We start from the raw sequence: 26242 nt of genomic DNA, 5'->3' as shown, positions 1-26242 counted from the left end.
TGTTAAAGAATTTTAACATAAAATAAGAAATGAAGACCATTAAAGATTTTAATTTCAAGGATAAAAAAGCCTTAGTAAGGGTAGATTTCAACGTACCTTTAGATGCTGATTTTAATGTAACTGATACTACAAGATTAAAGGCAGCTAAGCCAACTATTATCAAAATATTAGAAGATGGTGGTTCTGCCGTGTTAATGTCTCACTTAGGACGTCCAAAAGGAGCAGAAGATAAATTTTCTTTAAGACACATTGTTAAAACTACTTCAGAAATTTTAGGAGTAGAGGTTAAGTTTGCTGGTGCAACTGTTGGAGCCGATGCAGAAGCTGCGGTTGCTGCTTTAGAGCCAGGACAAGTTTTATTATTAGAAAATGTACGTTTCTTTGCAGAAGAGACTAAAGGAGACGAAGAGTTTGCTGCTCAGTTAGCTAAATTAGGAGATGTATACGTAAACGATGCATTTGGTACTGCACACCGTGCACATGCTTCTACTACTATTGTTGCTAAACACTTTGAAGATAAATTTGCTGGATTTGTTATTGAAGCTGAATTAGTAAATGCTGATAAAGTATTAAAAAGTGGGGAAAGTCCTGTAACAGCTATTATGGGTGGTGCTAAGGTTTCTGATAAGATTTTAATTATTGAAAAATTATTAGATGTTGCCGATACTATTATTATTGGTGGTGGTATGTCTTACACGTTTGCGAAAGCAGAAGGTGGAAACATTGGTAAATCTTTATGTCAAAACGATCTATTAGATTACGTTTTAGAATTAGAGAAAAAAGCAAAAGAAAAAGGAGTAGAGTTAGTATTCCCTATTGATAACTTATTAGGAGATGATTTCTCTAACGATGCTAATACACAAGTTGTATTAAGAGGACAAATTCCAGATGAGTGGGAAGGATTTGATATTGGACCTCAAACTATAGAGAAGTTCTCTAAAATTATTACAGAATCTAAGACTGTAATTTGGAATGGACCAATGGGTGTTTCTGAAATTCCATTATATGCAACAGGAACTATTGAAGTAGCAAAGGCTGTTAAAGCTGCTACAGAAAATGGAGCTTTCTCTTTAATTGGAGGTGGAGATTCTGCTGCTGCAATTAACAACTTAGGTTTTGGAGATGATGTTTCTTACGTTTCTACAGGAGGTGGAGCATTGTTAGAATACATGGAAGGTAAAACTTTACCAGGTATTGCTGCATTAGAAGCTTAATCAACAAAGAATATCTATATATTTAATCCCCATTATGATTTTCATAATGGGGATTTTTTTGTATTAATAAACTAAATAAGTAACTATTCTATCATAAACTTAACAGGTAATGCATAGATTAAATTTACTTTTTTACCATTGTATTTTGCAGGTTTCATTTTTGGTAATTTTTTTAGTACTCGTTTAATTTCTTTGGCAATTTCAGGATGAGTTTTAGAAATTCTAATACCTGGATTTATTTCTCCATTGGAATTTATTACGAATTGTGAATTTATGCTCTGAATTCCGTATAAATTTAAATCGTTTGCTACTTCATTGTCAAAATGTTTATTGAAGAACTTAGACATTTTTTTGCTAAAGCATTTTTTAGACTTTTCCTTATTTCCCTCATATTTTTCACAACCAGGAAAAACAGGAGCACTTTCTACAATCATTAAAGGAATATTATCAACTATAGTTGTTGCTTCTTCAGGAACGTAGTCAATATTATCAAGCTCAGATGATAAATCTGTATTGACATCTACAGGGTCAGTAGTAGCTATAGGCGTTTCATCTATAAGAACATCATCTTCGGTTTTTTTAAATTGAGTAGGGTCAGCTTTTACAGTTATTGGTTCTGGTTCCGATATTGGTTCCATCTTAGGTTGTTCAATTTTAGGTTGTTCCATTTTGTAAGTAACCATCGTTTCAGTTTCTTCAATAGGAATATTGGTTGGTTTAAAATCAAAGTCTTTGGTTGCAGCATAACTTTTATGCTCTATTACAATAAAACTTACGTACAGGGTTAATACTAAACCTAAGAGTGTAAATACTCCGCTGTAGTTTTCTAGGTTGGCTTTTGGATTTTTCTTGATTTTCATTTTTAAATGTTTATATGGTTAACATTTGTTTACTATCAAGATGGATGCCAAAAAAAAGCCTAACATCTGAATGTTAGGCTTTTAAAAAATAGTGATAAATTATTTTATTTCAAAAGCTTTTTAGCCATTTCTTTTCCTAGTTCCACACCAAATTGGTCAAAACTAAAGATGTTCCAAATAATTCCTTGTACAAAAATCTTGTGTTCGTACATAGAAATGATTTTTCCTAAGCTATTAGGGCTTAATTTACTTGCAGTAATACAGTTGCTAGGTCTGTTACCAGTAAATACCTTAAAAGGTAATTCTATAGCGTCTGCAGCAACTCCACTTTCTAATACTTCTTCTTTTGTTTTACCAAAACACAAAGCATCTTGTTGTCCGTAGAAGTTGGCCATTAATTTTTTGTGGTGATCTACTTTACCATATAAAGATTCTTCAAAACCAATAAAGTCACATGGAATTAATTTAGTTCCTTGGTGAACCAACTGCATAAAAGCGTGTTGCATGTTGGTACCAGCAGCTCCCCAAATAATTGTTCCTGTTTGGTAGTCTATTTCGTTTCCGTCTCTATCTACAGATTTACCATTACTTTCCATAAACGCTTGTTGTAAGTAAGCAGGTAATGTATTTAAGTATTGTGTATAAGGTAAAATAGCTTCACTTTCTGCACCGTAGAAGTTGTTGTACCAAATACTTAATAAAGCCAATACTACAGGAATATTCTGATCGAATTCAGCTGTTTTAAAGTGCTCGTCCATTTGGTAAGCACCGTTTAATAAATCTGCATAGTTTTTATAACCTACAGATAAAGCAATAGACAATCCAACAGCAGACCATAAAGAGAAACGACCTCCAACCCAACTCCACATTGGGAATACATTATCAGCATCAACACCAAAATCGGCTACAGCTTCTAAGTTAGTAGAGACTGCCACAAAATGCTTTGCAACATCTGCTTCCGAAGCAGTTTCTAAGAACCATTCTTTAATAGTAGTTGCATTACCAATTGTTTCTTGTGTTGTAAATGTTTTAGAAACAATTACAAATAATGTTGTTTCTGGATCTAATTTTTTAATTACTTCAGAAACGTGATCTCCATCAATATTAGAAACAAAGTGAGTAGTTAAATGGTTTTTGTAGTATTCCAAACCTTTAACTACCATATCAGGTCCTAAATCAGAACCTCCAATACCAATATTTACAATCGTTGTAATTTCTTTACCAGTATATCCTTTCCACGCTCCAGAAATTACTTTTTCTGTAAAAGCTTTAATTTTTTCGTTGGTAGCTTTTACCTCTGGCATAGCATCTTCTCCATCTACTAAAACTGCATTACCACTGTTGTTTCTTAATGCAGTGTGTAGTACAGCTCTCCCTTCTGTAGCATTAATGGTATCCCCTCCAAAATATTTTTCTATAGCATCTGCTAATTCAGTTTCTTTAGCTAACTGAACTAATAATCCTATAGTTTCGTCGTTAATTCTATTTTTAGCAAAGTTTAATTTAAAATCGTCTAAAGCAATAGAGAATTTTTCGTCACGCTTTTCATCAGCAGCAAAAAGTTCTTTTAAGTTTAGGTCTTGTGTAGATTTAAAATGCTCTTCTAATTTTTTCCAAGCATTAGTACTTGTTGGTTTAATGTTTTTTAAAGACATATCTTGTTAATTTTTGTTTTTATATGGAATGGCATCTAGTTCTTCTTTAATAGCGGTTATATGCGATAGATATTTTACCTGCAAGTCTTTAGCCATAGGTTCTGCAGAGGGTAATTTTTGTCTTAACGGATCTACCTGTACTCCGTTTTTCCAAAAACGATAACAAACATGCGGACCCGACGTACTTCCAGTCATTCCTATCCAACCAATAATATCACCTTGCTTTACATAATCTCCTTTTTTAACTTTCCTTTTTTTCATGTGCAGGTATTGGGTACTATAAGTAGAGTTATGTCTTACTTTTACATAGTTTCCGTTTCCTCCTCTGTACCTAGATTCTATTACTTGTCCATTGGCTGTACTCATAATTGGAGTTCCAATAGGAGCTGCAAAGTCTGTACCTTTGTGGGGTCTAATTTTATTACCGTAATGGGCAATACGTCTTCTTAAATTATAACGAGAAGAAATTCTGCTAAACTTAACGGGAGCTTTTAAGAAAGCACGTCTTAGGTTGTTTGCTTTTTCATCGTAATACTCTTCAATTCCTGTAATAGAATCTGGAATGTAATGAAAAGCATAAAAAGGAGTACCTACATGCTCAAAGTTAGCCGCTTTAATTCGTCCAATACCAGCAGGAATCGTATCGTCTATGTATTTTTGTTCGTAAATTACTTTAAAACGATCGTTTTTTTGCAATCTAAAAAAGTCAATAGTCCAAGCGTAAATTTCAGATAAATCATTCGCAACAATAGGACTCACATGCATTTCGTCTAAAGCCTGAGAAAGGGAACTAGTAATAACCCCAGAAGCTTTTTTAATTTTAACGGTTACGTCTTTTTTAAATTTCTTGGTAAGAATAGAATCTTTAAATTCTATAATAGAGTAGTTTATCAAATCGTGTTGATAGATAAATACCTTTGCCTGTTCTAAAGAATCTTTACTAGCGAGTATGGTATAATTTTTACCAGCTCTTAATCTTCGTACATCAAAATCTCCTTTTACCTTATTGGCAATTTCGTATACTTTTGCAGGTTTAATATGATGTCTGTCTAATAAAATTCCAAAAGTTTCTCCTCTTACTACTTTGCTTTTAACCACTTTGTAGTTGTCTAATAAGTAGCCAAATATCTTTTTTGGAGGTGCTGGTTTCTCAACTTCTATTTTTGGGATTTCTTGCTTTTCTTTCTCTGGTTTACAAGCTACAAGAAATAGAAAAGCGAAAAAATATAGGAGGATGTTTTTCAAAATGAATTACCTTTTATAAACGGCAAACAAAAGTACAATTTATTTACGACTTTTAGTTAAAAGCAATAGGATGTGCTAGCCCTTTATATTCATCAATATCGGCTTTTAGAGAACCTACCGCCAAATCTGCTTTTACACGTACCGGAATTCTATTTTCATCGGCAGTAATCCACAAGGTTAAACTCTCTTTAGCTTTAAAAACTCTACCCGATTTTACCAAAGGTCTAAACACAATACAATTAATTTCTCCAAACTTAGTTTTTAGCTTTTCTTCTCTAAGTTTTACCAATTTAAAGGGGAATTTTTTTTGGTCAAAAAACATATCTATTTCTACAGACTCGTTTATTTCTAAAGTATCCGATACATTATTTCTTAGGTAATAAAAAGCAGAAATCATATCCTGAACATTTTTTGCAGCCACTGCTTTTTCTCTTTTACGTTTATGGTCTACAGTAACCACGCTGTCTTGTTCAAAAAATAACTCTACATTTTTGGTGTATCCACCTTCTTTTAATTTTCTAATGGCTCTTACAGGATATCCCGTTTTTTTATCTATAAAAGATTGGTAGTTATCTTTTACAGGAAATACCCAACGCAACATTCCGGTAGTCCAACCTTTTCCATTTACATGCTCTATTTTTTTGTTGTCTTGTACAATTTCTTTCATTTCTATAGATGCATAACCTGCATTTATTACACCGTAGTGAATTCTATAGGTAATTTTTTCTCCATTTTTATAAGCACTTTTACTTTGTGCATTTACACTTAAAATGCTTAAAAACAATATATATACTAAGTGTTTCATAGTTATTTTCATTTTGTTCATTGATAGAAATATCAAAACCTATTCCAAAATAAAAAATAAAAGGGATATGGAGTAAACCAAACGCTAATTTTTTAGTTTTGTGCTATGCAATTATTGTACAATATTTCTACACATTTAGCAACCAATACATTAAGGATTGTAGCGCTGTTTAATCCTAAAATGAAACTATTTGTAGAAGGTAGAAAAGAGAGCTTTCCAAAAATAGAAAATCAAATAGATAGCACTAAACCTGTCTTTTGGATTCATGCAGCTTCGCTGGGTGAATTTGAACAGGGGAGACCTATTATAGAAGAAATCAAGAAAGAGTATCCTCATTATCAGATAGTAGTTACCTTTTTTTCACCATCGGGTTACGAGGTTAGAAAGAACTACAATTTAGCCGATGCCGTTTGCTATTTACCTATGGATACCGCAAGCAATGCAAAAAAGTGGATTGCTAGTTTAAAGCCCAATTTGGCGGTATTTATTAAATATGAGTTTTGGCCAAATTATTTATTCGAACTCCAAAAACACAAAATTCCAACCTTATTGGTTTCGGGAATTTTTAATGAAGGACAAATTTATTTTAAACCCTTAGGTGGTTTAATGCGCAAAGCCTTTAAAGCTTTTACCCATTTCTTTGTACAAGATGAAACTTCTAAATCTTTATTAGCCACTATTAATTTTACCAATGCAACCATTGCAGGAGATACTCGTTTTGACCGAGTTCAGAAGTTATTAGATGCCAATGAAAAGTTAGATTTTATAAACGAATTTGTAGGAGATTCTTATTTACTAGTGGCGGGTAGTACTTGGCCAGAAGATGAGGTTCAGTTGGTGGAATACATTAACAAGCACGCTAAGGAGAATGAGAAATTTATTCTTGCACCGCACAATGTAAAGGAAGGACAGATTCAAGAACTAAAAGAAAGTTTAGAAAAGAAAACCATTCTGTTTACCGAAAAAGAAGGGAAAGCATTGGCAGACTACCAGGTGTTTATTGTAGATACTTATGGTATTTTGTCTAAGATATATGCCTATGCAAACGTAGCTTATGTAGGTGGAGGATATACCAAGAGTGGAGTACACAACACGCTAGAAGCGGCTACTTACGGATTGCCAATTGTAATTGGGCCTAATTTTAAAAAGTTTAAAGAAGTACAAGACTTAGTTGCTTTAGAAGGAATTACAAGCGTAGATAATACTCAAAATTTAGTTTCTTTTTTAACAGAAATAAGAGATAATGAGGTAGTAAGAGACCAAAAAGCAACGATTACCAAAAATTATGTAACTCAGAATTTAGGAGCTACCAATACCATTATGCAAACCATTCACCAAATCCTAAAAAATGAAAAAGTTTAACGTTTTAATAGTTGTTTTAACACTTTGTACCGTCTTATTCTTATCTAATTTTGATGTTCTAGGAACACAATTTCTAATGCCTAATATTATTTGGGCAGTTCCATTTTATGGTTTGTTTTTAGGGAGTGTTATTTACTTTAAAAAGGCTTTTTTACCCAAAGCAAACATAGGAATCCGTTTCTTGGTAATTGTAGGACATGCGGCTTTGTCTTTAGGTTTATTATACTCTGGTTTTTTAGTTTGGAAAACTAATAACGGAAACATTTTAACTCCAGAACCCATGGAGTTCCAAACCAATTTAAAAAACTTGTGGTTCTGGTGTCTCTACCAATCGTATTTAATCCTATTTTTCTTTTCGGCTTTTAAGCAGTTGGTGACCATAAAATAGTTTATAAAGGGTCTTTTGCTATATCGTAAAACATCATTCTTTGGTTTCTACAGGAATGAACCAGAGGACTCATATTTGCAATCAGAGCCTATACATATCATAATAAATGTCAACTACTAATTTAGTTGGCATTTTTTATTATTTTTAGAAAAAAAGCTATGCCTTCCAAATACAAAGCCACAGAAAATAATACGGGATATTTTATAACTAATTACTACGGTGAATTAGGTAAAGACTCGGATTTAAAATCCAAGCTATGGGTATAGTAGGACGTGTCGAAACAGGGTTCGTTCACGATATATTAACATTAAATGACCCAAATAGAACAAGAAAGGAAGATTCAAGTTATTGTATAAAGGAAGCAAAGTTATGCTTACAACCTAATATGACAGTTGATCTTGGATTTTCATTAACTTAAATAAAAAAATGAAGAATATATCAGTATTTATAGGACTATTATTATTTACAGGAAAAATGATGTCACAAAAATTATACACTTGTAATGCCGTTTTAGATGGGAATCAATTTAATTTAGAATTTTATCAATATCCATTACAAGCGAAGAGATATGCATCAGAATATACTTCCAAATCGCAAGTAAAAAACTTAACACCAGAAGATGTTGCTGTTTCAATTATGAGTTCAACAACATTAGATTGGAATAATTACAACTTATTAAAAAGTGAAACTGAGGAAGAAGCAAAAGAGTTATTAAAATTTAGAAGTGAAAACAAGAACAACAATTGTTTTATTGAATTTATTCATAAAGTAAATTTTGAATATAAGAGTAACAAGTATAGTCTTATTTATTTTAACATGGGTTGGGGTGCTTATAAATCAAATAGCCCTATTAGTCTACTCTTTATGGAAAAAAGTGGCAGATGGTATCAAGATAACAGGAAAGAATCTTATGCTAGATTTTATATTAAAGGTTTTTTATTTGATAAAATAAAAATGTCTGTTTTTGGTCAAATTGTAGAACATCAAAATACAGACAATCAAACGTTGAACATAGAAATAGAAAATTTATGGGAGGATGGTGTTCTAAACTTAAATAAGTTATATGAGCGCGTAAAAAAGTTACAACAGAACAAAAATGATCCAGCAACAGAGCTTCTTTTACAAGAGTAAATAACTTAGAAGGGTGATTAGTATTTAATTTTACAATTCGAATCTAACATAATAATTGTAGCAATAAAAATACATACAGGTTAAAGCCATAGAAAAAGATAAGGGTATTTTATAAAGTTAATTAAGGTGAATTGTGTAGATTTATTTATGTGTTTATCTTAAGAATAGGAATCGTAGATAGTTTAAAAGATTGCTTTAAAAACAAAGAGTTAGATTTATATTGCCTTTGTTATAATTGTATAAGAACTCGGATTGCAAATCCGAGCCATCTGGTTTACAACCTAATATGACAGTTGATCTTGGATTTTCATTAACTTAAATAAAAAAATGAAAAAATATATACTAATTTTATTTTGTGTGTTTAATACTTTGTGTTACAGTCAAACATTAGATGATTTAATGAAAGACTTTGATAATCTGTATGCGCTAGAACATATAGAATTATTTACAAAAGAACAACATAAGATAGATGATGAAATACCTTTACCTTTTTCTACACATAGAAGTATTAAAATTGTGGGTGTAGATTCTATTTGGTTAACACAAATAACAAAACTTATTAAAGAAAATCCTAATATTATTAATTCCTATTTAGATTCGAAGGAAAAAAATTTAGCAGCATATATTTTATTGATGACTGTGTTTGAAATTGATTTACCTCCAATAACAAATAATACAGAAGAAGGAATTTATATAAATAATCTTAAGAGAGATGTTTTTAATGATAAAGAGGTTAACTATTATACAACTGAAAAAGACCCTGTTCCTAGTGGCGAAAATCCCGCAAAGTACATGTTGAATTCTATATGGTTAAATATAGCTTCAGAAGCTAATCAGAGGTTAAAAGCAGCAGTTGAAGCAAAAACGAAAGACTAACTTGTTGATAAACATTATGAGATACAGTTTCTTTAAATTTTTATGAATTACTATACACTCTTAATTTTACTTTTTGTTTCCTTATACACAAAAGGTCAGACTTTAAAGGAGGGAATGGATGTTTTTACGAATAGCTATGCTATTAAGTATTTAGAGCCCTATACAGATACCGATAATTACGATGTGTGGCTTCCTGCAGAGCCTGGAGGTAGTTCTCGCTATTTGGCAAATCCTTGTGTAGAAAACTCTTCTGTAAAATTTAAAGAGGGGGTAAATACATCGGTATTAGAAAACATAACCAAATTAATAAAGGAAGATCCAAACGCATTATTGCCATATTTTGATAGTGACGAACATAAAATAGCTGCATTTGTATTGTTTTTGTATACCTATACCTTAAGAGCGGAAGGATGTAGTATCCCAGCTTTTTTTGATATTTTATGGATTTTATATCCAGATGGAGAGATTCATCCTGATACAAAGAAAAAATACCCAACACTTACAGAAAATGAAATTCATTTGATTTCATGGGATGATGGGAAAAAAAGTGTACAAGCAAAAAAAATGTTCCAAGATTTTTTGGAGAAGAAGGAATAACTAAATAGGTTAGTGTTTATAGAATGCTATCTGTTTTTACATATTAGTTCTATGAGAAATATAATGTTAATCTTATTTTGTGTGTTTAATACTTTGTGTTATGGTCAAAGTATAGACGATTTAATGAAAGAGTTTACAAATCTAGAAGCTTTTAATAATTCAGAATTTTATGCGAGTTATGATTCTGAAAAAATGATAGCTGACGATTCTACTTATATAGAAAACTCCTATGCTGACCAATTGGTTATTAAAAACAGGATAAAATTAAATAATGAGTACAATAAGGAGTGGTTAAATAAGGTCTCAAGTTTAGTTATAAAGGATCCGAAAATTTTATTTCCATATTTGGAAAAAGATGAGTATGATTTAGCAGTGTTTATTTTGCTAGCACATACATATAATATTGATCTATTTGAAGCAAGAGAAACTTTACCATCTATAAATTTTATGTATTCAAGATTAAATGATGCTGATGAGGTAAATAAAATAATTAGTAAAGGGAAGTTTAAAAATAAGAAGGAAATAGTTACTTTCTTCTGGAGCCCAATTAAAGAAATTTCTGTAAAATTTGTGAAAAATAAGATAGAAGAGTGAGAATTTTATCGAATGGCTCGGATTTAAGTATTCAATCAGAGCCTATACATATCATAAAAAATGTCAACTATTGAGTAGTTGGCATTTTTTATTATTTTTAGAAAAAAAGCTATGCCTTCCAGATACAAAGCCATAGAAAATAATAAAGGGTACTTTATAAGTACTACTAAGGCGAATTGGGTAAAGACCGGGATTCCAAATCCGAGCCATTTGGTTTTTAAAAATTTGATTATGGATGCACTAAATAATAATTTTACAACCATAGAGATGGAACAAATCATAGATGAATATGTTGATAAGCCTTATATCCCGATTCTCCGTTTAAAAGTTAGAAATGAGATACACTTAGTTTCTGAGGAATTTAATGAAGTATTATTAAATCAGATTAATAATATTTTGGCAGCAAATAATTATCAACCAATATAAAATTAATATGAAGAATAGGGAAGCAGGTGGGGATGTAAAAAGCTTTAGTATCACAAAACAATTAAGGGTGATAAACATTTTTATTTTTAGTCTCTTTTTATTTTTTTCTTTTGTGTTTCCATCTGTTTTTACTATCATTTTTAGCTATTTAAATGTTCTTTTTAGTCTACTATTCTTAATTTTAGAAATTAGGTATTCAATTTTAACAAGAACTTTTTTTTTGAAACATATCTTTTCTAATGGTATTGTTCTAGGAGGTTTTTTTATTGTAACATTTAATCTTGTTAGTCTTTTTTTGAGTAATATACTCTCAACCAGTTTGTAACTGATTGAGAGTAGCATAAGTAAATCTCCTGCTGGTTCTCGTTTGCTAACGAGTAACTATTTTTTATTAGGATTTGTAATCCGAATTTATAAAAAACAAAAGCCCTGAAGAATTCAAATTCTTCAGGGCTTTTCTAAGTTTTATTGGAACTAAAGAGGATTGTATTTATATAAGTCCTTTACCTGATGGCTCGGATTTGGAATCCGATTCTATAATATAACACATAACAAGAAATGTCAACTATTGAGTAGTTGGCATTTTTTATTATTTTTAGGAAAAAAGCTATGCCTTCCAGATACAAAGCAATAGAAAAGGATACCAGGGATATTTTATAACAATTACAACGGTGAATTGGGTAGATTTATTTACACGTTTGTCATTAAGAAGCGTAATAGTTGACAGTTTACAATATTGTTCTAAAAACAAAGGATTAGAAATTTATGCTTATTGTATTATGTCTAGCCATATACATTTATTGTGTAGAGACGATGGGGAACAAACGGTTTCAGAAATTATGAGGGATTTTAAGAAGTTTACAGCAAAGAAGATAATTGAAACCATACAAAACGAACCAGATAGTAGAAGAGAGTGGTTGTTAAAAATGTTTGCAGATGCTTGTGAACATTTAAAAAGAAACCAGGAATTCAAAGTTTGGCAAAACGGATATTATGCAGAGAAAGTTTTCTCTCAGAAGTTTATAAAACAAAAGATTAATTATATTCATAATAATCCTGTTAAAGAAAGAATAGTGGAGAATCCGGAAGATTATTTGTTTAGTTCTGCAAGAAACTATTCTGATTTAGAATCAGTTTTAGAGGTAGTTTGTTTGCCTTTGTTTTAGGTGAATGTAGATATAAAACCTTAAATTTGTAATAAATATGTTAGTTATGAGTAGTTTAGAAATGCAACAAGAAATGTTTGAGTTAATCAAGAACGAAGATGAGTCTACGTTGAAAGGACTTTATGCAGTAATGAAATCTTATGTTGCTCAAAAACATATGGATAAAATGATAGCTGAAGGAGAAGAAGACATCGAAGCTGGTAGAGTTTATAGCCAGTCAGAAGTTCAAAAAATGATTGAAGGTTGGGTATCGTAATCAAACCTGTTACCTGGTCAAAGTGAGCCACTAAAGATTTAGAAAAAGTAACAAAGTTCAATCTAAAATTATACGGAGCATTAAAAGCTTTAGAAATCTCAACGAATTTAAGAAAGAGCACAGAAATATTAGAAAGTTCAGAATTAGATGTAACAGAATACGGACAAGTTGATAAAATGTTTGAACATCTAAAACATGAATATCGCTACTTGGTAAACAATCATTGTAAAATTACTTACAGAATAGGAAAGACGAAAATATACATTGTTAGAGTTTTTGATACTCGACAAAGACCTAGTAAAAATCTATAACAAGAGTCCCGAATCTAAATAAAAGGTTCTGGACTTTCGAGTGCATTTACCTGATGGCTCGGATTTGGAATCCGAGTCTATAGTATAACACATAACAAGAAATGTCAACTACTTATTAGTTGGCATTTTTTATTATTTTTAGAAAAAAAGCTATGCCTTCCAAATACAAATCCACAGAAAAGAATACGAGGTACTTTATAAGTATTACTACGGTGAATTGGGTAAAGACCGGGATTGCAAATCCGAACCATCTGATGTAAATATCATTAAATTTATGAGAAATATATTAATACTTATTTTGTTAGTTTCATTAAGGGGAACAGCACAAGAGATAGATAGTTTAATGATAAATTTTACAAATAACAAAGCTATACTAGATTCTGAGCTCTATTCCCAATATGACAAGTCTAAAGAAGAGGAGGGTGTAATCTATTTAGAAAACTCAGTTTTAGGTGACACACCTCTAAAGAATAGAATTAAACTAAAAGATAGCAGTATAGATGGTGAATGGCTCACTAAAGTGTCTGATCTTGTTAAGAATAACCCCAAAATACTTTATCCTTATTTAAATGGAGATACTCATGATTTATCCGTGTTTATTTTATACGCGGCTATATATAAAATGGATATAGGCTCTGTTGTTATTATCTCACCTTTAGACTTTATTTACGATTTATTAAACAACGAAGAACGTGTTCAAAAAATATTGAATAAGGGTAAATTCAAGGATAAAAAATCGTTAATTGATTATTTCTGGAAACCAATTAAATCAGAGGCTGTTAAAGTTTTGAAAAATAAAATTGAAGAGTAAATTAGAGGACTCATATTTGCAATCTAAATCTATATATATCACACGAAATGTCAACTACTTATTAGTTGGCATTTTTTATTATTTTTAGAAAAAAAGCTATGCCCTCTAGATACAAATCCATAGAAAATAATAAAGGGTACTTTATAAGTACTACTAAGGCGAATTGGGTAAAGACTCGGATTTAAAATCTGAGCCATCTGGTGTAGTCGATCCAATAACAAAAGCAGTTAGATTAACCTCAACTAAATGTAAAAAACATGAGTAAGATTTTATTTATTTTGTGTATAATTTGCACATACAATTTATCAGCTCAAAACGAAGTTGATACCATTCAAAATTTAGATAATATTTTTGTGAAGAAGTTAAGTCTATACAAGGGAAGCAGTGTTAAAAAAGTGTTAGACAGTTTGCCTTATCAGATTTTTCATTATCACATAATTTCTACTCCATTTGATGGTGATAAAACTTATTGTTTAGGAATTCAGTTGTTTCTACAAAATACGGAAACCTATAATATAATTGATGATATTCTTGTTGGGGACATAGATGAGTCTAATGGTTTAGAAAAAGCTAATATTTTGACTATATATTATAATAATATTGAAAATCTACCTTATTTCGAATCAGACATTCCAACATCAACACACTTAAGTAAATTGCCATGGATTGAAGAGGTTAGAGAGAAACTTCAAAATATTAAATATACAGTTAAAAATATTACAGTTAATTGATACCTATGTTCTATTGTTAACCAGTATTCTATGATTAAAACAAGTTAGCATGATAAAATATTCTTGCTACAGAAAGAGTTTTTTGTAAATGTTTATTATAGACTCGGATTTGCAATCCTAGTCTATAATAAACCTTATCTACTGACACTTAGAACACATCAACGTAAAAGAATAGACCTTAGAAACAGAAGTATTTCCTTTAGAGTCTATGGTTTTTATCTGCCAAAAGAATTTTGATCCAAATACAATAGTATCTGCATCAAAGTTGTATTTGGTATTGGTGGTAATTATAGTAGGTTTTGTAGGAAGTTTGTCTTTTCCAAAATAGATTTCATAGCTTACAATATCATCGTCAGCATCGTTGGCAGCCCACCTAAGCTCAGGAGTTTGGTTCCAATAATCTACGATGGCTTTATCTTCTGGAAATTCTGCCATGGCTTTTTCTGGAGCACGGTTTTTATTTACTTTTTTGTGAGTGTAAAATTGCCACTTTTTACTAGAAGTATGTTCCTTGTTTTTGGTTTTAGAAACTACAAACCATTCATAAGGAGTGTCTGTAAAGAGGGAAAGCGTGAGTGTTTCTTTAGAAGTTCGCTTATTTATAACTCGTCCGGTTCTTAAATTTCTTAGAATAATTTCGTGAGTAATAGTATTATCTGGTGCTTTCCATACAAAAGTTACGTTGTTTTTAACTTTGCTGATGGTTTTATCTTCTGTAGATACCCATTGGTTTTTAGGAGCAATTAAGAGGACAGGAGAAAGTTTAGTTTTACTAATAACAGCTTTTGATTCACTTTTAACTATTTCTTTAACAGACAGCGATTTTTTCTCTGTATTGGAACAGCTTATTAGACAGACTACTATTCCCAAAAAGAAACTGATTTTTTTACAAAGATGCATTGCTAAGATTATTAAAATAAAGGATGGTTTGTAGCCCTAAATCTTAGGTAAAAGTAAGTCAAATAATGAATACGTACTTAAAATAAGCACTAGAGATTACTTTAAATAAGAGTTAAAAAGGCCAATTCTCCTAAAAATATCGCAAGTATTTTCTAGTATCGTTTGTTTTTTTGCATTGGTTTTTCCATTAAGTATCAAAATAGTAAAGATTCATCAAAAAAGAGCTATTAATTTTATGAGAACTTACAAATAGTATCTTTGTGGCTACAAAAACCAGAATATGACTTATACCAAAAAAGAACTAGAAGCTTTAGACTATCACCAGCACCCACAACCGGGTAAAATTAAGGTGGTACCTACTAAAAAGTACGCTACACAAAGAGACTTAGCGTTGGCTTATTCACCAGGAGTTGCTACTCCTTGTTTGGCCATCGAAAAGAACCCAGAAGATGCTTACAAATATACTTCTAAAGGAAACTTAGTAGCTGTTATCTCTAACGGAACCGCGGTGTTAGGTTTGGGAGATATTGGAGCCTTAGCAGGAAAACCTGTGATGGAAGGAAAAGGGCTATTGTTTAAAATCTTTGCAGATATTGATGTTTTTGATATTGAAGTAGATACCAAAGATGTAGACAAATTCATAGAAACTGTAAAAGCAATTGCTCCAACTTTTGGGGGAATTAACTTAGAAGATATTAAAGCACCCGAAGCTTTTGAGATTGAAAGACGTTTAAAAGAGGAATTAGACATTCCTGTAATGCACGATGACCAACACGGTACGGCGATTATTTCTGCTGCCGCTTTAAAAAATGCGGTTGAATTAACAGAAAAAGACATTACCAAAATACGTGTGGTAGTAAACGGAGCAGGAGCTGCAGCAATATCTTGTACCAAATTGTACAAGGCTTTAGGAGTGGCACCAGAAAATATTTTAATGTGCGATAGTAAAGGTGTAATTTCTACCAAGCGTGAGGATTTAAATGAGCAAAAGAAAGAATTTGCAGTAGATACAGATTTTACAACTTTAGAAGAGGCTATTCACGGTGCAGATGTATTTATTGGATTGTCTGTAGCTGGAGCTTTATCGCCAGAGATGTTAAAAACCATGGCACCAAATCCTATTGTATTTGCTATGGCTAACCCAACTCCAGAAATAGACTACGATGTAGCGGTGGCTACTCGCGAGGATGTTATTATGGCTACAGGTCGTTCGGACTATCCTAACCAGGTGAACAATGTATTAGGTTTCCCGTTTATTTTTAGAGGAGCGTTAGATGTTAGAGCTACCGGAATAAACGAAGAAATGAAAATGGCAGCTGTAAATGCGTTGGCAGATATGGCTAAGAAGAATGTACCAGAACAAGTAAATATTGTTTACGGAGAAAAGAACTTACAATACGGTAAAGAATACATTATTCCTAAACCATTCGATCCAAGGTTAATTTACGAATTGCCACCAGCCATTGCAAAAGCAGCTATGGACAGTGGAATTGCCAAAGAACCAATTACAGATTGGGATGCGTATATTCATGAATTAATGGAGCGTTCTGGAGCAGGTAGTAAGTTTGAGCGTATGTTGATTACACGTTCTAGAAAAGATCCTAAGAAAGTAGTGTTTCCAGAGGCAGAGCATATGAATGTGTTAAAAGCAGCACAAATTGCTTCGGATGATGGAATTGCCATTCCAATTTTATTAGGAAACAAAGAATTAATTTTAGCATTAAAAGAAGAAATAGGATTTGATACAGAAATAGAAATTATAGATCCTAAGAGCGATGAGTATGCTGAGAAAGCAGAGGAATATGCAATTAAGTATTGGAAAAAACGTCAACGTAAAGGAATTCGTTTGTTAGATGCTAGAAAGCATATGATTACACGTAATTATTTTGCTGCTATGATGGTAAACGAGGGAGATGCAGATGCAATGGTATCTGGGTATTCTAGAAACTATCCGTCTACCGTAAAACCAATTTTTGAAACAATAGGTAAAAGAGATGAGGTTGCTAAAATAGCTGCTGCAAACATTATGTTAACAGAAAAAGGGCCTTTAATTTTTACAGATACTACAGTAAACATAGACCCTAATTCCGAAACTTTGGCAAATATTGCCGAGTTGACCAGTGGTATGGCAAAAATCTTTGCTATAGAGCCGCATATTGCTTTCTTATCGTACACAAACTTTGGAGGTGTACCGTCTAAAGGAGTTGCAAAAGTGCAGCAAGCAGTAGAGATTATTAAGGCCAAAAGACCAGATTTAAATGTAGACGGACCAATTCAGGCAGACTTTGCTTTAAACCACGATTTGTTAGAAAAAGAATTTTCTTTCTCAGACTTGTGTGGAAAGGAGACAAATACATTTATTTTTCCTAGCTTAGATGCAGCAAATATTTCTTATAAAATGATTAAGGAATTAACCGATGCAACGTCTATTGGACCGTTATTAATGGGGCTAAATAAACCAGCACATGTGGTTCAGTTAGGAGCAAGTGTAGACGAAATTGTAAACACGGTTGCCGTTGCTGTTATTGATGCACAAAACCAATAAAATTAAATGATTACACATTTAAAAGCAAAACTTGTTGAAAAGAATCCTACTTACGCCATTGTGGAATGCAATGGCGTAGGTTATTTTTTAAACATATCACTAAATACATTTTCTGTTTTACCAGACAGTGAATCTGTAAAAATTTACACGCATTTAATAGTTAGAGAAGATTCTCATACTTTATACGGATTTGCTTCTGTTTTAGAGCGAGAAATTTTTAAATTGCTAATCTCTGTTTCAGGAATAGGACCTAGTATTGCCAGAACCATGCTTTCTTCGTTAACAACCGAAGAAATTCAGCATGCATTGTCTTCGGAAAATGTAGCGGTAATACAGTCTGTAAAAGGAATTGGAGCCAAAACTGCTCAGAAAGTAATTATTGAGTTAAGAGATAAAGTGACCAAAACTATTGGATTGCCAGAAATTGAAGTGACGAATAACAATAGTATTAAAGAAGAAGCGTTATCTGCATTAGAAGTTTTAGGTTTTGTAAAAAGGCAGGCAGAGAAAGTGGTAACTTCTATTTTAAAAGAAGAGCCAAGTGTAAATGTGGAAGGGCTTATTAAGTTGGCTCTTAAAAAATTATAACTTAGATTGAAAAGAAATTTTCTAATACTACTATTTTTTTCTTTATCCCTAACCAAGGGATTTACACAAGATAAACAACCCAACGAGTTGCAAAAGGATTCCATTCCAAAAATGAAATATCCTTTTACCAATTTTCAGGAAGGTTCTTTGTACCTAAATAATCCTGCAGATGAAGAAGTAAAATACGATCCAAGTGTTGGAAGGTATGTTGTTAGAGAGCGTATAGGAAGAACTAGTTTTGGTTTGCCTAGATACTACACAGAAGAGGAATACAAGAACTACCGACTTAGAAAAGACATTCATAAATACTTTAGAGATAAGTCTGCTGCTGTAGATGGTAAGAAAAAAGGGAGCAAAGAGGCTCAGAAAGATTTATTGCCTACAATGTATGTAAACAATAAGTTCTTTGAAACCTTGTTTGGTGGAACCGAGATTAAGTTGGTACCCAGAGGTTCTTTAACCGTAAACATAGGAGGGTTTTATCAAAAAATAGAGAACCCGTTACTTTCAGAAGACAATCAAAGTAATTTTACGCCTAATTTTGAGCAGCAAATAAGAGCTAACTTATCCGCTAAAGTTGGAAAAGTATTAACCGCTGAGGTAAACTACGATACACAGTCAACATTTAGTTTTCAGAACCAGTTAAAATTAGATTTTCAACCAAACGAAGACAATTTAATTCAAAAATTAGAGGTGGGTAATATCAATATGGATATTAAGAACAACCTTATCAATGGTTCTCAGAGTTTATTTGGGGTAAAGGCTCAATTTCAATTTGGTCCAACAACCATTACAGGGGTGTTTTCGCAACAACAATCTCAGGCTAAAAATATTGTAGCAGAAGGAGCTTCGGCACTAACAGAGTTCGAACTAAGAACAACTCAATACGACAACAATAGACATTTCTTTATCTCACAATATTTTAGAAATACCTACAACGATGCCTTAGAACGATTGCCACTAATCAACTCTAATATTCAGGTTACCAAAATAGAAGTTTGGGTAACCAACCGTAATACCAATACACAAGATGTAAGGAATATTGTTGGTTTGGTAGATTTAGGAGAAGCTGGTAAAGACAGATACGACATTACCAAAAGCAATATAAGCAGTACCAATGTAGTAGAAGAACCAATTACAGGAGACCCTAACAATGTATTGCCAGATAACAAAGTTAATAGTTTAAAAAATTATATAGGAACTAATGTAACAGCTTTAAGAGATGTACAAAATGTAACTTCAGAGTTAGCGGCTTATAGAAATGGTTCTGACTATGCCATTGTAGAAAATGCAAGACAATTAAGGGCAGATGAGTTTACTTTTAACAGGCAATTAGGATATATTTCCTTAAATGCTCGTTTAAATGATGGAGATATTTTAGCGGTTGCCTTTGAATATTTAGAGAATGGAGAAGTACACAGAGTAGGAGAATTGTCTACCGATGGTATTTCTAGTGATGATAATATTGTTGTAAAATTATTAAGACCTCAATTAATTAACACCGAAGAGAAGGTGTGGGACTTAATGATGAAGAACGTATATAATATTGGAGCTTATAATTTAGATAAAGAAGGATTTAGATTTAGTTTGTTGTATAGAGAAGATGCTACAGGACAAGCAACCAATAATTTATTAAATGCTAAAGGGGATGATATAAAAGAACGTACCATTCTAAATGCTACTAGATTAGACCGTTTAGATGCAAATAATAATTTAACCCGTATAAAAGAAGGTAAGGACTACCAAAAAGGAGATGGTTTCTTTGATTTTATAGAAGGTATTACGGTAAACTCTAGAAATGGAGCCATTATTTTTCCAACCATTGAGCCTTTTGGTCGTGATTTAGAAAATATTTTAGAAGAAACAGAGGATAAAGAAAAATATCCATTTAACGAATTGTATACCACAACCGCTTCTGTGGCAGAAAACGATTATCAGAATAAAGATAAATTCTTTGTAACAGGTTTGTATACTTCTAGTGGAGACGATGGAATTCCCTTAGGGGCTTTTAACGTTCCAAGAGGTTCGGTTACGGTAACTTCTGGTGGTATTCCTTTAATTGAGGGGGTAGATTATACCGTAGATTATTTTGCGGGTAGGGTAAAAGTTATCAACCCAGCTATTAAATCTTCGGGACAAGCCATTAATGTTTCTTTAGAGAACAATACGTTTTTTAATCAGCAACAAAAAACGTTTATTGGAGTAGACGTAGAGCATAAATTTACGGACAAGTTTGTATTAGGTGCTACCTATTTAAATATTAGAGAGAGACCTATTAGTAACAAAGTACAGTTAGGACAAGACCCAATTAACAACTCTATGTATGGGTTAAATGTTAATTATAGTGGAGACGTTCCTTTCTTAACAGACATGGTAAATTATTTACCAAACATAGATACCGATGCACCGTCTACCATTTCGGTTCGTGGAGATATTGCGTATTTAAAACCAGGTACTCCTTCTAGTATAGATATTGGAGGAGAGGCTACCACTTATGTAGACGATTTTGAAGGAGCGCAAATTCCAATTAACATGGGAGTGGCTCAGAACTGGTCTATGGCAAGTACACCTTTAGTTGTAGGCGATGAAAATAAGTACAATGGTCTTATTAAAGGGATTGAAAACGGAAAAAAACGTGGAAAATTGGCATGGTACAATATCGATCAACTTTTTTATGGTAGATCTGGTTTAAAACCAGCGAATATAGACACTGATGAATTGTCTAGAGCAGAAACAAGACCTATTGGAAATAATGAATTATTCCCAGAAAGAAACTTAGATGTTACCCAAAGGAATAATGTAAGAACCTTTGATTTAACGTACTATCCAAACGAAAGAGGACCTTATAACTATTCTGAACCTGTTAGGGAAGATGGACCCGAAGAGGTTGCTAATCCAGAGCAGAACTGGGCGGGTATTACCAGAGGTTTGGTTACCACAGATTTTCAGAGGTCTAATATTCAGTATATAGAGTTTTGGCTACAAGATCCTTATGATAAGTACAGTATTAAAAATGGAGAAGGAATTGTTGCAAATCCTACACCTACAAATCAAAAAGGGACTTTGTATTTTGATTTAGGAAACGTATCTGAAGATATTTTAAGTGATGATAGGAAGAGTTTTGAAAACGGATTACCAGAAGATGGTGATTTAACAAAAGTTCTATATACCGATGTTTCACATGTTTCTAAAGAAAAATCGCTGTTGTACGCTTTTGGAGCAGGAGACGATGCTAGAAGTAATCAGGATGTAGGGTATGATGGTATGAAAAATCAAACGGAAGTAGATACTTTAAGAGGCCGTATACCTGATGCTTTATTAACTTACAGGGATTTAAATGGTAATTTAGACCCTTCTTTTGATAACTATCAATTCTTTAGAGGAGAAACTTTAGATAGAAACAATGCATCTATATTACAGCGTTATAAGAACTATAACAACCCAGAAGGAAACTCACCAACAGCAGGTTTAAACAGAGAATCTTTTCCAAGTTCTGCAACCAATAATCCAGACGTAGAAGATGTAGATAGAGACCAGACAATGAATACCTTAAATGCCTATTGGCAATACAAAGTTGATTTGTCGCAAAACAACTTAAGCAAAGCAAGAAACCAATATATCATAGACGAAAAAAATATTCCGGTTACCTTAGAAAATGGAAACCAAGAAAACTTCAAGTGGTATTTGTTTAGAATTCCAATTTCCGACGGACAATCTTTAGGAGGAATTAACAATTTCCAAACCATTCGTTTTATGCGTATGTTCTTAACAGATTTCGAAATTCCAATCAACCTACGTTTTGCAGAAATGCAATTGGTAAGAGGAGATTGGCGTATTTACGAAAAAATTATTGATGAGAACAATCTAATTGAGGATAGAGATCCAGATGCTGTTGAAAACAGACTAGAAACAGGAGTGGTAAACTTTGAAGAAAACGAAAACAGAGTTCCAATTAATTATACTTTACCACCAACCATTACTAGAGAACGTTTGCAAGGGACTTCTAATGTGCTACAGCAAAACGAACAATCTTTGGTGGTTAGGGTAGACAAATTACAGCAAGATAATACGGTTGGGGTTTACAAAAATGTAAATGTAGACATGCGTATGTTTAAGCGTTTAAAAATGTTTATGCATACAGAAGAATTGCAATTAAATACCGTTAGTGACGATGACTTAGTAGCGGTAATCCGTTTAGGTTCTGATACAAACGATAACTTTTACCAGGTAGAAATTCCATTAAAAGTTACCAAAGTAGACAATTTAGCAACTAGAAATGTGGTTAGTGCAGATTTAGTATGGCCAGAAGAAAGTAATTTAGACATTGCTTTAAAAGATTTAGTAGCCGTTAAATTGGCTAGAGACAACGCAAAACTTTCTGCTTCGGAAATTTATACTCCTACCGAAAATAATGGAACGGTTATTAGTGTAAAAGGAAATCCAAATTTATCCAATGTAAGAACTATATTTTTAGGGGTTAAAAATGCAGATGTAACGGAAAAATCGGCAGAAATTTGGTTCAACGAACTACGTATGGCTGGGTTCGACAATCAGGGAGGTTGGGCAACTACGGTATCTGCAGATGCAACCATTGCAGACTTTGCTAAAATTTCGGCAACAGGAGGATATCAATCTATTGGGTTTGGTAATATAGATCAAACAGTTAACGAACGTAGTCAGGAAGAAATAAAAGGGTATAGTGTAAATACCAGTGTAAATGTAGGGCAGTTACTACCTAAAAAATGGAACGTTCGTATTCCAGTAAACTATACAGTTTCAGAAGAAATTAGAACCCCTAAGTTCGATCCTAGATACGAAGACGTACAAGTAAAAGGCTCAGATGTTGATACTAAAAATATAGAGGTTAAGAACAAACGTAGAGGAATTAGTTTTATCAATGTTAAAAAAGACAGAACTACTGGATCTTTGCGTAAACCTAAAATTTATGATATAGAAAACTTTAGTGTTTCTTATAGCTATAGCGATGCCTTAAACGAAAGCTATGTGATAGAAAAGGATTTAAAGCAAAATGTAAATGCATCGGCAAATTATTCGTTTAAGTTCAAACAAATAGAAATACGACCTTTTAAGAAATCTAAGCTGTTTAATAGCAAACGATTAAAACTATTAAAAGACTTTAATTTTAACTTATTACCTACAGATATTACGGTAAATAGTAATATCAATAGAACCTATAACGAGTTTAAATCTAGAGATCTGTTAGAAACAGCAGGGTTGGAGATACCAACCTTAAAACAACGTAACTTTATGTTTAATTGGGATTATAGGGTAGGATATCAATTGTCCGATGCTATTAACTTAAGTTTTAACGCTAATAATAGTTATGTATACGATGCTTTTGAAAGTGATGGAAATCTTACAGAAGACGAAATAGACCAAATAGGCATTTATTCTAATTTCTTTGAGATAGGTAGACCTACCAATTACAATCAGAATTTAACAGCTACTTATAAGCTACCTATTAATAAAATACCGTTTTTAAGTTTTGTAAATGCAGATTACTCTTATACAGGTAATTTTAACTGGCAGGCTGCTTCTCCAGATTTTGAAGCGATTGTTGGAAATAGTATAAGCAACGGTGCTACGCATAATTTAACAGGGAATTTAGACTTTAGTAAATTTTACAAGGAGATAGGATTAAAAAAGTTATTTGCTTCTAAAAAGTCATTAAATAGAAATGCCAAGAAGAAGGTTTCTGCTAAAGATATTATTTATGGGGTCTTAACAAGTGTAAAACAAGGTAGAGTAAGTTATACTAAAAACTTAAATAGTTCTTTAAATGGATATACTCCACAAGTTGGTTTCTTAGGAAGAAATAGGTTTAATGGAACCTTAGCACCAAGTTTGGGCTATGTATTTGGGTGGCATAATACTATAGATGTTGTAGATAGAACTTGGTTAATAGGCCAAACACCAAGTGACGATACAAGATACAATAGAATATTTAGTGCGAATGAGTTAACCAATTTGGACTATAGCTTAACCTTAAAGCCAATAAAAGACTTAAATATTCAGTTAACAGCAAATAGAAGTTTTACGGAAAATAGCCAGCAACAGTTTATCAATTCAGAAGGAGTAGATGGATTAGAATTGGCTCCAAGAAACGATTCTGGGAATTTTAATATTTCTTATTCTTTAATAAGAACAGCATTGGGTAGCAATCCAGAAACGCTTTTTAATACTTTTAGAGAGAATAGAGCAAAGATTTTAAGTGAAATACATCCAGGAGCAGATGTAAACGATCCGCAAGCTTTAAATAGCCAACAGGTATTAATACAATCTTTCTTAGCAGCATATAGCGGTAAAGAGGTTTCTAATGGTACTATTTTTAGAAAGATACCTGTGCCAAATTGGCAATTAACCTATAAAGGACTAATGCGTTTAGATTTCTTTAAGAGAAACTTCTCAAACTTTACACTTACCCATGGTTACAATTCATCGTATACCATAAATAATTTTGCTACAAACTTAAATTCTGACGAGTCAAACCCTTATCAATCTAGTTACATTTATTCTGGAGTAACGCTAACAGATGCATTTTCTCCATTGATAAAACTAGATGTTAAATTAAAGAACTCTTTTACAGTAAGAGGAGTTGTAAATACAAGCAGATCTTTGTCATTAAATTTAAACAATGCTACGTTGTCAGAAATGGTTGGAAGTGAGTTTGTTTTTGGTTTGGGATACCGTTTTAAAGATGTAAAATTCAAATCGAGATTCTTTAGAAAAACTAGAATTTTAAAAGGAGATATCAATATAAAGGCAGATGTTAGTTATAGAACCGATGAGACTTATATACGAAGTGTAGATGCCGAATCGAATCAGCCAGTTGGAGGTCAAAACTTATTGGGAATTAAAGTTGCGGCAGATTATAATTTAAGTCGTAATTTTACGGCATCGTTATACTACGATCAAAACGTAACAAGCTATGCTATTTCTACCTTATACCCAAGGCAGTCTATTAATGCAGGAATTAGCTTAGTTTATAATTTAGGGAGATAATCAATTAAAATATAAAAAATGAACTTTCCAGAAGAATTAAAGTATACCAAAGACCACGAATGGGTAAGGTTAGAAGGAGATGAGGTTGTAATTGGAATTACAGATTTTGCACAAAGCGAATTAGGAGATATAGTATATGTTGATGTAGATACGTTAGATGATACAGTAGAAGCAGATGGTGTTTTTGGATCTGTAGAGGCAGTTAAAACAGTATCTGATTTGTTTATGCCAATTACAGGTGAGGTAATAGAATTTAACGAAGGGTTAGAAGACGAACCAGAGGCTGTAAATGAAGACCCTTACGGTAAAGGATGGATGATAAAAGTGAAGCCTGAAAACGTTGAAGATTTTCAAAATTTATTAGATGCTGAAGCGTATAAAAAACTTATTGGAGCGTAGTAGTCTTATTTTGGCTATTGGCTTTTCGGTACTTATTATGGTGCTAAGTTTGGCCAAGATTAGTTATGTTCCAAACATAGGAGAATTCGAAAATTCAGATAAGGTAAAACATCTAATTGCTTATACTGTTTTGTCATTTTTTTGGCTTTTATCTTGCCAGTTAGGTAAAATAAATATTAAATTTTTGAATTTAATTTTAATAATTATCATTTATGGTGTGATTATTGAAGTATTACAGAGTAGTCTAACTACCTATAGGACTGGCGATTTACTTGATGTTTTGGCAAATTCTACAGGTGTGATTCTAGGCTATTTAATTTTGAAATTAGTTAGGCCTTTATATTTGCAAGTGTAATTCT

General features: G+C 32.3%; 22 protein-coding genes. 17 read left to right on the top strand and 5 right to left on the bottom strand.

The window, feature by feature from the left end; translation table 11 throughout:
* Nucleotides 1-29: 29 nt before the first annotated feature.
* Nucleotides 30-1214, top strand: coding sequence for a phosphoglycerate kinase (locus tag ACXHHC_RS10690; RefSeq protein WP_458226368.1), 1185 nt, complete (start codon nucleotides 30-32; stop codon nucleotides 1212-1214).
* A gap of 83 nt (nucleotides 1215-1297) precedes the next feature.
* Here the strand turns inward: ACXHHC_RS10690 and ACXHHC_RS10685 are convergent, their stop codons facing one another.
* The 4 genes from ACXHHC_RS10685 to ACXHHC_RS10670 form a co-directional block, all read right to left on the bottom strand.
* Nucleotides 1298-2074 (bottom strand): hypothetical protein, encoded by a 777-nt coding sequence (locus ACXHHC_RS10685; protein ID WP_458226367.1) that lies wholly within the window; start codon nucleotides 2072-2074, stop codon nucleotides 1298-1300.
* Between the two features lie 104 nt (nucleotides 2075-2178).
* The gene (gene pgi / locus ACXHHC_RS10680) at nucleotides 2179-3729 is read right to left on the bottom strand and encodes a glucose-6-phosphate isomerase (RefSeq protein ID WP_458226366.1); all 1551 of its coding nucleotides are present in this window, start codon (nucleotides 3727-3729) and stop codon (nucleotides 2179-2181) included.
* 6 nt (nucleotides 3730-3735) lie between these two features.
* The gene (locus tag ACXHHC_RS10675) at nucleotides 3736-4974 is read right to left on the bottom strand and encodes a peptidoglycan DD-metalloendopeptidase family protein (protein WP_458226365.1); all 1239 of its coding nucleotides are present in this window, start codon (nucleotides 4972-4974) and stop codon (nucleotides 3736-3738) included.
* Between the two features lie 52 nt (nucleotides 4975-5026).
* Nucleotides 5027-5779, bottom strand: coding sequence for a DUF3108 domain-containing protein (locus ACXHHC_RS10670; protein WP_458226364.1), 753 nt, complete (start codon nucleotides 5777-5779; stop codon nucleotides 5027-5029).
* 105 nt (nucleotides 5780-5884) lie between these two features.
* On the opposite strand from ACXHHC_RS10670, the gene ACXHHC_RS10665 reads away from it, so the two are divergent.
* The 11 genes from ACXHHC_RS10665 (at nucleotide 5885) to ACXHHC_RS10615 (ending at nucleotide 14428) form a co-directional block, all read left to right on the top strand.
* A complete protein-coding gene (locus tag ACXHHC_RS10665) occupies nucleotides 5885-7141 on the top strand; it encodes a 3-deoxy-D-manno-octulosonic acid transferase (protein ID WP_458226363.1) in 1257 nt (418 codons plus the stop codon).
* Nucleotides 7128-7529, top strand: coding sequence for a hypothetical protein (locus ACXHHC_RS10660; protein ID WP_458226362.1), 402 nt, complete (start codon nucleotides 7128-7130; stop codon nucleotides 7527-7529). The genes ACXHHC_RS10665 and ACXHHC_RS10660 overlap by 14 nt, the downstream gene beginning before the upstream one ends.
* Before the next feature lie 426 nt (nucleotides 7530-7955).
* The gene (locus ACXHHC_RS10655; RefSeq protein ID WP_458226361.1) at nucleotides 7956-8660 is read left to right on the top strand and encodes a hypothetical protein; all 705 of its coding nucleotides are present in this window, start codon (nucleotides 7956-7958) and stop codon (nucleotides 8658-8660) included.
* A gap of 327 nt (nucleotides 8661-8987) precedes the next feature.
* Nucleotides 8988-9536 (top strand): hypothetical protein, encoded by a 549-nt coding sequence (locus tag ACXHHC_RS10650; RefSeq protein WP_458226360.1) that lies wholly within the window; start codon nucleotides 8988-8990, stop codon nucleotides 9534-9536.
* 42 nt (nucleotides 9537-9578) lie between these two features.
* Nucleotides 9579-10133, top strand: a complete 555-nt coding sequence (locus ACXHHC_RS10645; protein WP_458226359.1) for a hypothetical protein — start codon at nucleotides 9579-9581, stop codon at nucleotides 10131-10133.
* Nucleotides 10134-10184: 51 nt separating this feature from the next.
* Entirely contained in the window at nucleotides 10185-10727 is a 543-nt protein-coding gene (locus ACXHHC_RS10640; RefSeq protein WP_458226358.1) for a hypothetical protein, read from the top strand.
* A gap of 111 nt (nucleotides 10728-10838) precedes the next feature.
* On the top strand, nucleotides 10839-11153 hold the full coding sequence (locus ACXHHC_RS10635; protein WP_458226357.1) for a hypothetical protein: 315 nt from the start codon (nucleotides 10839-10841) through the stop codon (nucleotides 11151-11153).
* A 671-nt stretch (nucleotides 11154-11824) separates the two neighbouring features.
* On the top strand, nucleotides 11825-12319 hold the full coding sequence (locus ACXHHC_RS10630; protein WP_458226356.1) for an REP-associated tyrosine transposase: 495 nt from the start codon (nucleotides 11825-11827) through the stop codon (nucleotides 12317-12319).
* 37 nt (nucleotides 12320-12356) lie between these two features.
* A complete protein-coding gene (locus ACXHHC_RS10625) occupies nucleotides 12357-12575 on the top strand; it encodes a hypothetical protein (RefSeq protein WP_458226355.1) in 219 nt (72 codons plus the stop codon).
* A gap of 585 nt (nucleotides 12576-13160) precedes the next feature.
* Nucleotides 13161-13697, top strand: a complete 537-nt coding sequence (locus ACXHHC_RS10620; protein WP_458226354.1) for a hypothetical protein — start codon at nucleotides 13161-13163, stop codon at nucleotides 13695-13697.
* A gap of 257 nt (nucleotides 13698-13954) precedes the next feature.
* Nucleotides 13955-14428 carry a hypothetical protein gene (locus ACXHHC_RS10615; protein ID WP_458226353.1) on the top strand — a complete coding sequence of 158 codons (474 nt, stop codon included), beginning with the start codon at nucleotides 13955-13957 and terminating at the stop codon, nucleotides 14426-14428.
* Nucleotides 14429-14566: 138 nt separating this feature from the next.
* Here the strand turns inward: ACXHHC_RS10615 and ACXHHC_RS10610 are convergent, their stop codons facing one another.
* Nucleotides 14567-15298: a hypothetical protein gene (locus ACXHHC_RS10610; protein WP_458226352.1), complete on the bottom strand. Its 732-nt coding sequence runs from the start codon at nucleotides 15296-15298 to the stop codon at nucleotides 14567-14569.
* Nucleotides 15299-15608: 310 nt separating this feature from the next.
* Here ACXHHC_RS10610 and ACXHHC_RS10605 point away from each other — a divergent pair, with 310 nt between their 5' ends.
* The 5 genes from ACXHHC_RS10605 to ACXHHC_RS10585 are packed head-to-tail and all read left to right on the top strand — an operon-like array spanning nucleotide 15609 to nucleotide 26238.
* Nucleotides 15609-17873, top strand: coding sequence for an NADP-dependent malic enzyme (locus tag ACXHHC_RS10605; RefSeq protein ID WP_458226351.1), 2265 nt, complete (start codon nucleotides 15609-15611; stop codon nucleotides 17871-17873).
* A gap of 6 nt (nucleotides 17874-17879) precedes the next feature.
* Nucleotides 17880-18461, top strand: a complete 582-nt coding sequence (gene ruvA / locus ACXHHC_RS10600) for a Holliday junction branch migration protein RuvA (RefSeq protein WP_458226350.1) — start codon at nucleotides 17880-17882, stop codon at nucleotides 18459-18461.
* 6 nt (nucleotides 18462-18467) lie between these two features.
* Complete coding sequence (gene sov, locus ACXHHC_RS10595; protein WP_458226349.1) at nucleotides 18468-25484, top strand: T9SS outer membrane translocon Sov/SprA; 7017 nt, start codon at nucleotides 18468-18470, stop codon at nucleotides 25482-25484.
* An 18-nt stretch (nucleotides 25485-25502) separates the two neighbouring features.
* Nucleotides 25503-25883, top strand: coding sequence for a glycine cleavage system protein GcvH (gene gcvH / locus ACXHHC_RS10590; protein ID WP_458226348.1), 381 nt, complete (start codon nucleotides 25503-25505; stop codon nucleotides 25881-25883).
* On the top strand, nucleotides 25849-26238 hold the full coding sequence (locus ACXHHC_RS10585; protein WP_458226347.1) for a VanZ family protein: 390 nt from the start codon (nucleotides 25849-25851) through the stop codon (nucleotides 26236-26238). The genes gcvH and ACXHHC_RS10585 overlap by 35 nt, the downstream gene beginning before the upstream one ends.
* Nucleotides 26239-26242 lie beyond the last annotated feature (4 nt).

This window comes from Wenyingzhuangia sp. IMCC45574, from assembly GCF_054182685.1.
This window is presented reverse-complemented; position numbering and strand designations above follow the sequence as displayed.